Origin of the sequence: Phaeacidiphilus oryzae TH49 (genome assembly GCF_000744815.1) — a bacterium.
Lineage (GTDB): Bacteria > Actinomycetota > Actinomycetes > Streptomycetales > Streptomycetaceae > Phaeacidiphilus > Phaeacidiphilus oryzae.
In genome coordinates this window covers 35,230-47,761 of the sequence record NZ_JQMQ01000004.1, presented here as the reverse complement: position 1 = coordinate 47,761, position 12,532 = coordinate 35,230, and the positions used below count along the sequence as shown (strand labels likewise).

Sequence of the window (12,532 nt, the reverse complement as noted above, 5' to 3'; positions counted from 1 at the left end):
CTGAGCGAGATACTAGCCGAGTGAGTGAAGACCTCAAGCCCGCCATGCGGCTGGTGCACCTCCTCCGCGCAGTCACCGTGGAGTTCGACCTGCGCGGCGCCGAGTTCGCGGCCCGCAACGGCCTCCACCCCACCGACCTGCGGGCGCTGATCTTCCTGATGGACGCGGGCCGGGCCGGCACGGTCGCCACCCCCGGGCGGCTCGGTGCCGCGCTGCGGCTCAACTCGGCGGGCGTCACCGCGCTGCTCGACCGGCTGGAGCGGCTCGGCCTGGTGTCCCGCACCCGCGACCGGGCCGACCGGCGGCGGGTCCTCCTCTCGGTCGAGGAGCGGGCCGAGGAGCTGGGCTGGTCCTTCTTCGGCCCGCTGATCGGCGGACTGGTGGACGCGGCAGCGGAGTTCACGCCGGCGGAGCTGGAGACCGTGGAGCGGTATCTGACCGCCGCCCGCGAGGCCGCCGCCCGGCACTGACGACCAGGAGCCTTGACAGCTCCGATGGGATCGGTGACTCTGCACTCGTTTGCACGATCGACTGCCCGACGACCACCCGGAAGCCGGTGCTCTGTCATGGGACGAGCGAGTATGGACGATCGAGTAGCCTCCGCCCTGGCCAACTGGGCGCCGCGATTCACCACCAACGGCGTGACCGTCTCCGACTTCGAGCGGGTCACCCGCGACCTCCGGAACTGGTCGGACTGGTGCGCCGCCTGGTGCGAGGCGGCCGCCGAGCACGAGCGGCTCGGCCGCGAGGCCCTGGCCGCCGGGCACGCCCTGACGGCGGGTCAGCACCTCTCCCGGGCCGCGGTCTACTACCACTTCGCCAAGTTCCTCTTCGTACAGGACCCGGACCAGCTGCGGGCGGCCCACCGCCGCGCGGTGGCCTGCCGTAACGACGCCCTGCCGTACCTGGACCCGCCCGGCCGTCGGGTGGAGATCCCCTTCGAGGGCGGCAGGATGGCCGGCATCCTGCGGCTGCCGCGCGGAGCGGGCGGCGAGGGCCCGCACCACGGCGCGGTCCTGCTGCTCTCCGGCCTGGACTCGGCAAAGGAGGAGCAGCACCTGGTCGAACAGGCCTTCCTGGAGCGCGGGGTGGCCACCTTCAGCGTGGACGGACCGGGCCAGGGCGAGGCCGAGTACGACCTGCCGATCCGCGCCGACTGGTCCGCGCCCGGCACCGCGATGCTGGACGCGCTGGCCGCCCAGCCGGGGGTGGACCCGCGCCGGCTCGCGGTCTGGGGGGTCAGCCTGGGCGGGTACTACGCCCCTCGGGTCGCGGCCGCCGCCGGGCGCCGGATCCGCGCCTGCGTCGCCCTGGCCGGGCCGTTCAACCTCGGCGAATGCTGGGAGGGGCTACCGCCGCTGACCCAGGACGCCTTCCGGGTCCGGTCCCGCTCCGGCTCCGCCAAGGAGGCCCGCGACCTGGCGCTCGGCCTGGACCTGGCCGGTCACGCCGAGCGGATCACCGCCCCGCTGCTGGTGGTCTTCGGCCGGCAGGACCGGCTCTTCCCCTGGCAGCAGGCCCAGCGGCTGGCGGACAGCGCCCCGCACGGCGAGCTGCTGATGCTGGAGCGCGGCAACCACGGCTGCGCGAACGTCGCGCCCTGGCACCGGCCGTACACCGCGGACTGGGTGGCGGAACGGCTGAACGCCGACGGGTGAGATACCGTCAGCCGCAGGCAATCGTTTGCGAGTTACCCCTACCGGAATCCCCCGGTACCCCCACCGGAAGAGGAGAGCCGGACGAGGAGAGGGTGTCAGATGGCGGACTCGGCTTCAGCGCGGAACACCGACCGGGAACGGCTGCGCGTCGGCTGGATCGGTACGGGCCGGATGGGCGCGGCGATGGCCGAGCGCCTGGCCCGGGCCGGCCACGACCTCGCGGTGTGGAACCGCACCCGCGCCAAGGCCGAGCCGCTGCGCCGGTTCGGCGCCGAGGTCCGCGACTCCATCGCCGAACTGCGGGACCGGGACGTCGTCTTCACGACGGTGGCCGGCTCGGAGGACCTCAAGGAGGTGCTGCTCGGCGAGGACGGCCTGATCCACTCCGACGGCCAGGCGCCGGCCGGCCCGGTGCCGGCGGTCGTCGTGGACTGCTCCACGGTCTCCGCCGAGGCCTCGGCGGCGGTCCGGGAGGCCTGCGCGGCGGCCGGCGCGGACTTCCTGGCCGCACCGGTCAGCGGCAACGCCAAGGTGGTCGAGGCCGGGAAGCTGAGCCTGGTGGTCTCCGGCCCGCAGAAGGCGTACGAGCGAGTCTCCCCGCTGCTCCACACCATCGGACGCGCGGCCACCTACGCCGGCGAGGGGGACACCGCCCGGCTGGTGAAGATCGCCCACAACGTCTTCCTCGGGGTGGTCACCCAGTCCCTGGCGGAGATCACCGTGCTGGCCGAGAAGGGCGGGGTCCCGCGCCACGCCTTCCTGGAGTTCCTCAACGACAGCGTGCTGGGCTCGGCGTTCACCCGCTACAAGTCGCCGGCCTTCGTCAACCTCGACTACTCCCCGACCTTCACCCCGCCGCTGCTCCGCAAGGACCTGGACCTCGGTCTGGACGCGGCCCGGGAGCTCGGCGTGCCGATGCCGCTGGCCGCCGCCACCGCGCAGCTGGTCCAGGCGACCATCGGCGGCGGGCGCACCGGCGAGGACTTCGCCGTCCTCCTCGACCAGCAGGCCGCCGCCTCCGGCCTCACCCTCGCCCCGGAGAACGTCGAGGTGGACGACGGCCTCGGCGACGGTCCCGGCGAGGGACCGGGCGACGGCCTCGGCGAGGGACCGGGCGAGGGCGGGGGCTTCGACGCCGGCCCGGAAGACGGCGCCGACCCGGGCGACGGCGAAGGAGACCGGCCGTGACCGCCCCCGCGTCCTCCCGGAGCGCCGCGCGGACCGCGCCGGCCCCGCCCACCGCACCGGTCCCCGCGCCGGGCCACATGGCCGTCGACTACGAGCAGCGGGTGGACTTCGACCGCCTCCGCGACCACCGGCTGGCCCGCGCCCGGGCGGCCCTGGACGCCGGCGAGTGCGGCGCCTTCCTCCTCTTCGACTTCTACAACATCCGCTACACCACCCAGACCTGGATCGGCGGCGCGCTCGGCGACAAGATGACCCGCTACGCCCTCCTCACCCGGGACGGCGGCACGCCCAAGCTCTGGGACTTCGGCTCGGCCGCCCGCCACCACCGGCTGCACAGCCCCTGGCTGGACCCCGCCGACTGCCGGGCCGGGATGCTCGGCCTGCGCGGGGCGATAGCCCCCAGCGCGGGGCTGATGGCGGAGGCCGTCCGTGAGATCAAGGGGCTGCTGCGGGACGCGGGCCTGGCCGGCGCCCCGGTCGGGGTGGACATCGTGGAACCGCCGTTCCTCTTCGAGATGCAGCGGCAGGGGCTGACGGTGGTGGACGCCCAGCAACTGATGCTGGACGCCCGCGAGATCAAGTCCCAGGACGAGATCACGCTGCTCAACCAGGCGGCGGCGATGGTGGACGGGGTCTACCAGGACGTGCTGGAGGCGCTGAAGCCCGGAGTCCGCGAGAACGAGATCGTCGCCCTGGTCAACCAGCGGCTGTACGCGGGCGGTTCGGACCAGGTAGAGGCGGTGAACGCGGTCAGCGGCGAACGCTGCAACCCGCATCCCCACAACTTCTCCGATCGCCTGATCCGCCCCGGCGACCAGGCCTTCTTCGATATCATCCACTCCTACAACGGCTACCGCACCTGCTACTACCGCACCTTCGGGGTGGGCAGCGCGACCCCCTCCCAGCGCGACGCCTACACCAGGGCGCGGGAGTGGATGGACGCCGCGATCGACGCCGTCCGGCCGGGGGTGACCACCGACCGGATCGCCCGGCTGTGGCCGGCGGCCACCGAGTTCGGATTCGAGGACGAGATGGCCGCGTTCGGCCTGCAGTTCGGTCACGGGCTGGGCCTCGGCCTCCATGAGCGGCCGATCATCTCCCGGCTGAACAGCATGCGGGAACCGGTGGAGCTGCGCGCGGGGATGGTCTTCGCGCTGGAGACCTACTGCCCGGCCGACGACGGCTTCTCGGCCGCCCGGATCGAGGAGGAGGTCGTGGTGACCCCCGAGGGCGCCCGGGTCCTCACCCTCTTCCCGGCGCAGGACCTGGTCGTCGCGAACGCCTACTGAGCCGCCGTCGGACACCGCCAGAGGGAGAGATGCAGACCGACCACCACCCGGCCCTGCCCCGGCAGCAGGGCCCCCGCGGACGCTCCGGCGACCGCTCCCGCGACCGCTCCGCCACGGCCTCCGCCGAGCGCTCCGCCGCGGTCTCCGCCGATCGCTCCTCCGGGCCCTCCGCCGACCGTTCCCCCGAGCGCTCCCCCGACCGTCCCGCGCGGGCCGAGCCCGTCGCCCCCGGCCGCCCGCCGACCCTCCGGGACGTGGCCGAGGCCGCCGGCGTCCACGCGGCCACCGCCTCCCGGGCGCTGAACCCGGAGACCCGGCGGATGGTCCGCGGCGAGACCGCCCGCCGGGTCCGCCGGGCCGCCGAGGCCCTCGGCTACCAGCCGAACCCGATCGCGCGCAGCCTCAAGACGGCCCGCACCGCGACCGTCGGGCTGGTCGTCCCGGACCTGACGAACCCCCTCTTCCCGCCGATCGTGCGGGGCATCGAGAGCGTCCTCGACCCGGCCGGGTACAGCGCCTGGGTGGTCAACACCGACAACGTCCCCGAGCGGGAGCAGGCGCGGATCGAGGCGCTGCGCTCCCGCCAGGTCGAGGGCCTGATCGTGGCCACCGCCCGGCTCGACCACCCGCTGCTGCACGCCCTCCACACCCAGGGCGTCACCATGGTGCTGGTCAACCGCCGCACCGAGGGCCTGCCGGTGCCGCTGGTCACCGGGGACGACGCCGGCGGGGTGGCGCTCGCCGTGCGGCATCTGGTCGAGCTGGGGCACACCCGGATCGCCCACCTCTCCGGTCCCCGGGACACGTCCACCGGCGTGGCCAGGGCGCGGGCCTTCCGGCACGCGCTGCGCGACCACGGGCTGCCGGACGCCCCGGAGCTGATCGCCGAGTGCGCCGCCTGGACCGAACCGGACGGGGCCCGCGCGCTGCGCGGACTGCTGGACGCCGGACGGGAGTTCACCGCCGTGGTGGCCGGGAACGACCTGATCGCGCTGGGCTGCTACGACGTGCTGGCCGAACGCGGACTGGAGTGCCCGCGGGACGTCAGCGTGGTCGGCTTCAACGACATGCCGTTCCTGGACAAGATGCACCCGCCGCTGACCACGGTCCGCGTCCCCCATCACGAGCTGGGCGCGGAGGCCGCCCGGATGCTGCTGGACAGCCTCACCGCCGGTCCGGCCGCGGCGGGCCGGCACCCGGCGAGCGGCCCGCGTTCGCTGCTCCTCCCGGCGACGCTGGTGGTCCGGGGGTCGACGGACCGGCCGGGCGGCGGGGGTCCGCGGCCCGCGGGCGGGCGCTGAGTCAGGGCGCCGGGGAGGTGGCCCCGCCCAGGTAGAGGTGGGCCACCCGGGCGTCGGCGAGGAGCGCGGCGCCGGTCCCGGTCAGCCGGACCCGGCCGCTCTCCAGCACCACGGCCCGGGCCGCCAGGGACAGCCCGGCCCGGACGTTCTGCTCGACCAGCAGCACCGTCCGGCCCGCCTCTGCCATGTCCCGCACCCGGCCGAGAACAACCCGCAGGGTACGCGGGTCCAGGCCCATGGACGGCTCGTCCAGCACCACCAGCTCCGGGTCCAGCATCAGGCAGCGGGCGAACTCCACCAGCCGCCGCTGCCCGCCGGAGAGCGCGCCGGCCCGCTCCCCGGCCCGCTCCCGGACGATCGGGAAGGCCTCCTCGACCTCGGCCAGCCGCCGGGCCACGGCGGCCCGGTCGCGCAGCAGGAAGGCCCCCGCCCGGACGTTCTCCCGGACCGACATCTCCGGGAAGAGGGTGTGGTTCTGGGCCACCTGCACGATCCCCTCCCGCAGCACCCGCCGCGGGCTCAGCCCGGTGATGTCCCGCCCCTTGAAGAGCACCTGGCCGCGCCGGGGGGCGAGCTGCCCGGAGAGCACCCGCAGCACGGTCGACTTCCCGGCGCCGTTGGGTCCGACCACGCAGGTCACCCCGCCGCGCGGGACGGCGAGCGACAGGTCGCGCAGCACGTCGCTGCCGCCGTAGCCGGCCGAGACCCCGCGGAACTCCAGCAGCGGCTCCGCCGCCTCCCCGCCGCTCACCCCTCCTCCCCCGGCTCCGCCTCCGCGCCGAACGGCTCGTCGTCCAGGCCGCCGCCCAGGTACGCGTCCAGCACCCGCGGGTCGGTCCGGATCGCCTCGGGCTCGCCCTGCGCGATCACCTCTCCGCGCTCCATCACGGCGACCGTGTCGCACACCCCCATCACGAACTCCATGTTGTGCTCGACCACCAGGAACGTCGTCCCCGAGCGGTTGAGCTCGCGGATCAGGCCGCCGATCCGGGCGATCAGGCCCGGGTTGACCCCGCCGGCCGGCTCGTCCAGCAGCACGATCCGCGGCTGCTGCGCCAGCACCGTCGCCAGCTCCACCAACTTCCGTTGCCCGTAGGAGAGTTCACCGGCCCGGCGATCGGCGTGGTCGACCAGCCCGACCACGTCGAGCAGTTCAAGGCAGCGCGACTCGCGGTAGAGCGCCTGCCGCCGCGCCCGCGGCACCGCGGCGGCCCCCACCCGCAGGTTGTCCAGCAGGCTGAGCCGGTCGAAGACCCTGGTCAGCTGGAAGGTCCTGGCCAGGCCGAGCCGGCCGACGGCGTCCGGCGCGGCGCCGGTGATCTCCTGGCCGTCCAGCCGGACCCGGCCGGAGTCCGGGCGGTCGTAGCCGGTGACCACGTTGAAGAGGGTGGTCTTCCCGGAGCCGTTGGGGCCGATCAGCCCGGTCACCGTGCCGGTCTCCACGGCCAGTGAGCAGCCCGCGAGGGCGCGCAGCCCGCCGAAGTCGCGGTGGACGTCCTCGATCCGCAGCAGCGGCCGCGCCGGCGTCCCCGTCACCCCCCTCACCTCCCGGCCCGGCCGCGCGCCCAGCGTGCCGCCCGGCCGAGCGAGGGCACGATCCCCTCCGGCAGCACCCCGATGACCAGCAGGAAGAGCGCGCCGAAGAGGATCAGCGCCACTCCCGCGTCGCTCAACTGCACGGTCAGGTACTGCTGAATCGGCTCCAGGACCAGGGCCCCCACCACCGGTCCGCTGACCGTGCCGAGTCCGCCCAGGAAGGACATCAGCGCCACTGTCAGGTCGAAGATCGCGTCGAAGGCGAAGGGCGGGTAGATGCTGCCCAGGTAGTAGGCGTAGACCGCGCCGCACATCCCGGTGAGGGTGCCGGCCAGGACGAAGGCCGCCAGCTTCAGCCGCCCGGTGCGGACGCCGAGCCCGCGCGCCCGGTCCTCGTCGTCCCGGACGGCCAGCAGTTCCAGCCCCGTCCGCGACCGGCGGACCAGCCAGGCGCAGGCCGTGCTGACCACCGCGAGCACCAGCGCGGCGGCGTAGAACCAGTCGTTGTAGGTGGCCGCGGGCCAAGGGGCGAACGGCAGTTGAAGGCCGGCCGAGCCGTTGGTGAGGGAGTGGAGGTTGTAGGCGAGGAGCTGGAAGATGAAGAAGATCGCGATGGTGATCACCACGAAGGTGTGCCGTCTGGTCCGCAGCGCCAGCCAGCCGACCGGCACCGCCACCACCCCCGCGAACAGCCCCGCCAGCGGAACGAACGCGAACACCCCGGCCCCGCCCCGGACATGGAGACGGGCGGTGACGTCGGCCAGGAAGTAGGCGCCGCTGCCGAAGAAGACCGCGTTGCCCAGCGCGATGTATCCGGTGAAGCCGGAGAAGAGGTTCCAGGCGGACGCGGCCGCCGCGTAGAGCAGGGTGAACATGGCGACCGAGGTGGTCGCCGGATTGCCGAAGACCAGCGGGAAGCAGACCGCCGCCGCGAGCACCGCGAGCACCCCGCCCATCCGCAGCCGGCGGCTGCGGGCCAGCGGCTCGAAGCGGTCCATCAGCGCCGCGGTGGCCGCCGCCGTCGCCGCCGTCGCGGCCGCCGTCCTGGTCCGGTGGGGGGTCTGGGCGGTGGTCACGCGGTCCTCGCCTCCGGCCGGCCGAAGAGGCCGTTGGGTCGCAGCAGCAGCACGGCGATCAGCACCGCGAAGAAGACCGTGCTCGCCCACACCGGCGACCACAGCACGGCGGTGACGTCCTCGATCACCAGCGCCGCCACGGCCGCGACCAGCGCGCCGCCGATGCTGCCCAGCCCGCCGAGGACGACGATCACCAGCAGCCGGGAGATCAGGTCGTAGCCGGAGTTGGGGTCGAAGGTGTTGGTCGCCCCGAAGACCGCGCCGCCGGCCGCGGTCACCGCGGTCCCCAGGCCGAAGGTGAGGGCGCACACCCGGTCGATCTCGACGCCGATCAGTTCGGCGCCGTCCCGGTTCTCCATGGACGCCCGGAGGCTGAACCCGCCCCTGGTCCGGTAGAGGAAGAGGTAGAGCGCCGCCAGCAGGACGACGGCCAGCCCGAACCCGAAGAGGTACACATACGGCAGCCGCAGCCCGGCGACCTGCCAGGAGCGGCGGACGTACCAGGCGTTCAGGGTGCGCAGGTCGGCGGAGAAGACGACGGTCAGCACGCCCTCGATCACGATCGCCACCGCGAAGGTGACCAGCACCGACAGCGCCGCCCGGTCCCGCCCGGCACGCCCGCGCCGCCGCAGCCGCCGGACGAACCCCCACTCGATGCCCATCCCGAGGAGGAACATCGCCGGCACGGTGACCACCAGGCCGACGAACGGGTCGATCCCGGCGTGGACCTGCAGCACATAGGCGAGATACGCGCCCAGCACCACCATGATCCCCTGGGCGATGTTGATGATGTCCATCACCCCGAAGACCAGCGTCAGACCGGCGGCCATCAGGGCGTAGACACCGCCGGTCAGCACCCCCTCGACGACCGCGCGAACCAGTTCGCTCCCCATCGGCGGCCCGCCCTCACCAGGCCGGCTTGGGGTAGAGCACCGCGGCCTTCTCCGGCGGCACCGGGGTCAGCGCCTTGGCGGCGTTCGGCTGGTACGGCACCAGCCGGCCGTTCTGCCACTGGAAGACATAGGCGAAGGCCTTGGTGTTCTGCCCGGTGGCGTCGAACTTCACCGCTCCCTGGACGGTCTGGTAGCTGCCGCTGTGCAGTTCCGAGATCAGCCTGCCCTGGTCGAGGGAGCCGTTGCGGGTCACCGCCTGGGCGGTCACCTGGCCGACCGAGTAGGCCTCGGCGACGTCCGCGCTGATGTCCTGGGCACTGCCCCCGTAGGTGTGGAGATAGGAGGCCACCATGGCGGCATTGCCCGGAGCCGGATCGGTCGGATACCACTCGTTGGGCACCATCACGCCCTGCGCGCGCTTGGCGCCGCCGATGTTCTTGAGGAACTGGGCGCCCTGGTCCGGTCCCGCGGTGGCGATGAAGGCCTTGGGATCGTAGTTCTGCTGGACGAACTGCTGGATGAAGGCGGTCACGTCCGGCAGCAGTGTGCCGACCAGCACCACGTCCGCCTTGGCGCCGATCATCCCGGCGGCGATGGGGCCGTAGTCGGTGGTCTCGGAGGGGTAGATCTTGTTGTAGACCGTCTTCACCCCGGCCGCTTCGAGGATCGACCGCGCCCGGTCCAGCTGCGGGGAGGTGAACGGGTCGTCCTCGCTCGCGTAGGCCGCCGTCGCCGGCCGCTGCCCGGGCGGCATGGCCGCGAGCCACTCGGCGAAGCTGACCAGGTTGTTCGCCACCGGCAGGCTGACGTCGAAGACGTCGTGCAGCCCGCTGGTGAAGACCGAGGGGCCGCCGCCCGCGCCCTCCACCAGGGCGTAGCCGTAGCGGGCGACCACCTGCGAGGCCGCCTTGGTCAGCAGGGTGGAGAACGGACCGAAGACCAGGTCGACGTGGTCGACACTGATCAGCTTCTGGTAGTTGGTGGAGACCTGCACGGGGTTGCTGGCGTCGTTGACGATGTCCAGGGTGACCTGGCGCCCGAGCAGCCCGCCGGCGGCGTTCACGTTCTTCGCCCAGAGCTGGTACCCCTGCTGGAAGGCCTTGCCGTCGGCGGAGAAGTCCCCGGTGAGGGAGAGCGAGACGCCGACCTTGATCGGCCCCTTGGCCGCACCGCCCCGCCCCCGCCCCCACCGCCGCTGCCGCCTCCGCTGGAGCACGCCGCGGCCAGGAGCACCAAGGCGCCCACCCCGCCCAGCACGGCGGCCCCCCGCGCCCGCCTGGCCAACCGTCGCTCAGTCCGCTGCGTCACCCTGCTCACCCCTCTGCGGGAAGCGTGCGCCGTGCCGGCATGGTGCTGCGATCGATTGCATGAGGGAGTGTCACCATCCCCGGCACGAACGTCAATAGGTCCCGCGACAGTCGATCAGCGGACGTCATCGGACGCAGGCAAACGATTGCCGGACGAGCGGCCCGCTATCGCCGCGAGAGGGGATGGACATTGGCGCCGAACCGGCCGACGACGTTACCGCGGGCCTCGAACTCGGCGACGATGTACGTCTCCACGTAGCGCGCCCCGCGCCGGCGCTGGATCCGGCGGGCCAGGCCGACCCTTCGGCTGCCCGCCCAGACCAGCTGGGTGAAGTGCAGCGCCTTGAGGTTCAGCCGCCCCGGATGCCGGTAGTCGTAGTGCCGGCCCTCCTGGTACCAGGCGTCGACCGCGGCGTCCCCGTCCGCGTCCGAATCGGCCGCCGGGTCAGGCGCGGCCTCCCAGTAGAGGTTCTCGCCGGTGCGCGCCCGCAGTCCGGCGTGCCCGGCCTCGAGCCCGGGGCACCGGGCGACCGTCCGCGCCCGGCCCTCGGCGTAGGCGGTCAGCCCCGGGTCCAGGACGAGGGGGCGCGCGCCGTGCCGGGCGCGCAGGGCGTTGATCTCCCGCAGGGTCCGCACCGCGAAGCTCCCGCCGTCCCCGGCCCGCGCCGCCGCACCCACCTCCGGCGCCGCCACCGACCGGGCCGGCGCGGCGCCCGCGACCACCCCCGCCAGCGCCATCCCGACCACCAGACTCCTCCGCTGCCGCTTTCGCATCCCGGCCTCCCGGACCACTCGGTTTCAGAGATCGACTTCTCGCCGGAGCCTGTCCGGCCGAGCTGCCCCGAGCCCCCGCCCGCCCTTCAGGAAAACGCTTCCCACCTGCGGTTTCACCCCGCCCCCTTAGCCCACTCCGGGTACCCGCCCGCAGGGGTGACAGCCGCCCCGGGTGACTCCGGCCCACGCCCCGCGACGGGCCCTAACGAGTGAAGAGCCCGGCCCGGCCCCCGCCCTGGCCACGCCGCACGCCGCACGCCGCACGCCGGACATGCGAAGGCGCCGGCCAGGGATACGGGGGGCTCCCTGGTCGGCGCCGGTCAGATGGCGGATGGCCGCGGTGGCGGTCGCCTACGCGGCGAAAGGCACCGTGGGGCTTCAGCCGAACGATCTTCCCCACGGGCTATGGGTGAGGCCCGGGGACACTGTCCCACCGGCGACCACCCGCACGGTTCTCTCAACCACGCATCTCCCCGGCCCATTCCCGGGGCCTCAGCCCTTCTCGACCGGGGGGCAGTAGCCGGTGTCCGCGCCGATCGAGTTGATCTGCGCGTTGGACCGCGGGTCGCCCGCGTAGTCCAGCTGGTCGGTGCACTTCATCCCCGCCTTCTCCGGTATCCCGGACGGGGTGCTGCCGCTCTTCTCCGGCGCCGGGCAGTGCCCGGTCTCGTCGCCGATGGAGTTGATCTGCGCGTTGGAGCGCGGGTCCCCTGCGTAGTCGATCTGATCCGTGCACTTCACCCCCGACCGGGCCGGCGTACCGGCGGCGGCCGGGGTCGCCGGAGCCGCCGGGGCCGCGGGCGCCGACTGGCCGGTGGCCGCCGTGCCCGCGGCCGGCGCGGAGGACGCGGAGGAACCGCCAGACACCGCCGACCCGACGCTGGCGGATGGGGCGGACGAGGCCGTCGTCCCGTTGCCGTCGCAGGCGGTGAGCGACAGGCCGGCGGCCACTGCGGCCAGGGTCAGCACCGAGATCTTCCGCACGCGCATGGTGTCTCCTTCGAACCGGGTATCTGTCCGAAGCCGACTCCATCGGCGCCTCCCGCGGTTGCGCACCGGGGGGCCGCAGGACACGCCTGTGACACGGAGGCCGATGATCCGTGAAATCCGTCGCGGAACCTCCGCGATCTAGCGGCTGACCCGGCCGCGGCGGAACGAGGTCCACAACCCGCTGCCCAGGGCCACGATCACGATGGCGCACCCGACCTGCAGGCCGTGCCGGATCCAGTCCACCCCGGAGGTGTGCCGGACCCCGATCCAGCCTGCCAGGGCATTGCCCAGCCAGGCGCCGAGGATGCCGAAGATGATGGTCAGCCACCACGGGATGGGTTGCCTGCCCGGGAGGATCAGCCGGGCGATGATGCCGAGGACGGCACCGACGATGATGATCCAGATCAGCTGGAACACGACGACCTCCGGTCGCGGCCCCGGCTCGGGATCGGCCGAATGGGCGCGACCGGGGCGCTGCCATCGATCCTGGGCGCTTCCCGCCGCCTCCGCATCCCGAGAC

13 protein-coding genes are annotated in these 12,532 nt (G+C 73.6%); 5 read left to right on the top strand and 8 right to left on the bottom strand.

Going from position 1 to position 12,532, the window contains the following annotated elements; all coding sequences use genetic code 11:
• Positions 1–44 precede the first annotated feature (44 nt).
• The 5 genes from BS73_RS00365 to BS73_RS00345 all read left to right on the top strand — a co-directional run bounded on the left by BS73_RS00365 (position 45) and on the right by BS73_RS00345 (position 5,436).
• Positions 45–470, top strand: a complete 426-nt coding sequence (locus BS73_RS00365) for a MarR family winged helix-turn-helix transcriptional regulator (protein ID WP_037568403.1) — start codon at positions 45–47, stop codon at positions 468–470.
• Between the two features lie 111 nt (positions 471–581).
• On the top strand, positions 582–1,658 hold the full coding sequence (locus tag BS73_RS00360) for an alpha/beta hydrolase family protein (RefSeq protein ID WP_051938941.1): 1,077 nt from the start codon (positions 582–584) through the stop codon (positions 1,656–1,658).
• A 99-nt stretch (positions 1,659–1,757) separates the two neighbouring features.
• Positions 1,758–2,846, top strand: coding sequence for an NAD(P)-dependent oxidoreductase (locus BS73_RS00355; RefSeq protein ID WP_063836874.1), 1,089 nt, complete (start codon positions 1,758–1,760; stop codon positions 2,844–2,846).
• Complete coding sequence (locus BS73_RS00350) at positions 2,843–4,135, top strand: M24 family metallopeptidase (protein ID WP_235215217.1); 1,293 nt, start codon at positions 2,843–2,845, stop codon at positions 4,133–4,135. The genes BS73_RS00355 and BS73_RS00350 overlap by 4 nt, the downstream gene beginning before the upstream one ends.
• 29 nt (positions 4,136–4,164) lie before the next feature.
• A complete protein-coding gene (locus BS73_RS00345) occupies positions 4,165–5,436 on the top strand; it encodes a LacI family DNA-binding transcriptional regulator (RefSeq protein WP_084703660.1) in 1,272 nt (423 codons plus the stop codon).
• A 1-nt stretch (position 5,437) separates the two neighbouring features.
• Here BS73_RS00345 and BS73_RS00340 read toward each other — a convergent pair whose 3' ends face one another.
• The 8 genes from BS73_RS00340 to BS73_RS00305 all read right to left on the bottom strand — a co-directional run bounded on the left by BS73_RS00340 (position 5,438) and on the right by BS73_RS00305 (position 12,429).
• Positions 5,438–6,187 carry an ABC transporter ATP-binding protein gene (locus BS73_RS00340; protein WP_037568401.1) on the bottom strand — a complete coding sequence of 250 codons (750 nt, stop codon included), beginning with the start codon at positions 6,185–6,187 and terminating at the stop codon, positions 5,438–5,440.
• The gene (locus tag BS73_RS00335) at positions 6,184–6,972 is read right to left on the bottom strand and encodes an ABC transporter ATP-binding protein (RefSeq protein ID WP_051938939.1); all 789 of its coding nucleotides are present in this window, start codon (positions 6,970–6,972) and stop codon (positions 6,184–6,186) included. Before BS73_RS00335 ends, BS73_RS00340 begins: the two co-directional genes overlap by 4 nt.
• Before the next feature lie 5 nt (positions 6,973–6,977).
• Positions 6,978–8,048, bottom strand: a complete 1,071-nt coding sequence (locus BS73_RS00330; RefSeq protein ID WP_037568400.1) for a branched-chain amino acid ABC transporter permease — start codon at positions 8,046–8,048, stop codon at positions 6,978–6,980.
• On the bottom strand, positions 8,045–8,941 hold the full coding sequence (locus BS73_RS00325) for a branched-chain amino acid ABC transporter permease (protein WP_037568398.1): 897 nt from the start codon (positions 8,939–8,941) through the stop codon (positions 8,045–8,047). Before BS73_RS00325 ends, BS73_RS00330 begins: the two co-directional genes overlap by 4 nt.
• A 13-nt stretch (positions 8,942–8,954) precedes the next feature.
• Positions 8,955–10,157 carry an amino acid ABC transporter substrate-binding protein gene (locus BS73_RS00320; protein ID WP_051938937.1) on the bottom strand — a complete coding sequence of 401 codons (1,203 nt, stop codon included), beginning with the start codon at positions 10,155–10,157 and terminating at the stop codon, positions 8,955–8,957.
• Between the two features lie 256 nt (positions 10,158–10,413).
• Entirely contained in the window at positions 10,414–11,022 is a 609-nt protein-coding gene (locus BS73_RS00315; RefSeq protein ID WP_152617459.1) for a CAP domain-containing protein, read from the bottom strand.
• Positions 11,023–11,514: 492 nt separating this feature from the next.
• The gene (locus BS73_RS00310) at positions 11,515–12,012 is read right to left on the bottom strand and encodes a hypothetical protein (RefSeq protein ID WP_037568394.1); all 498 of its coding nucleotides are present in this window, start codon (positions 12,010–12,012) and stop codon (positions 11,515–11,517) included.
• Positions 12,013–12,150: 138 nt separating this feature from the next.
• The gene (locus BS73_RS00305; protein ID WP_037568392.1) at positions 12,151–12,429 is read right to left on the bottom strand and encodes a GlsB/YeaQ/YmgE family stress response membrane protein; all 279 of its coding nucleotides are present in this window, start codon (positions 12,427–12,429) and stop codon (positions 12,151–12,153) included.
• Between the last annotated feature and the right edge of the window lie 103 nt (positions 12,430–12,532).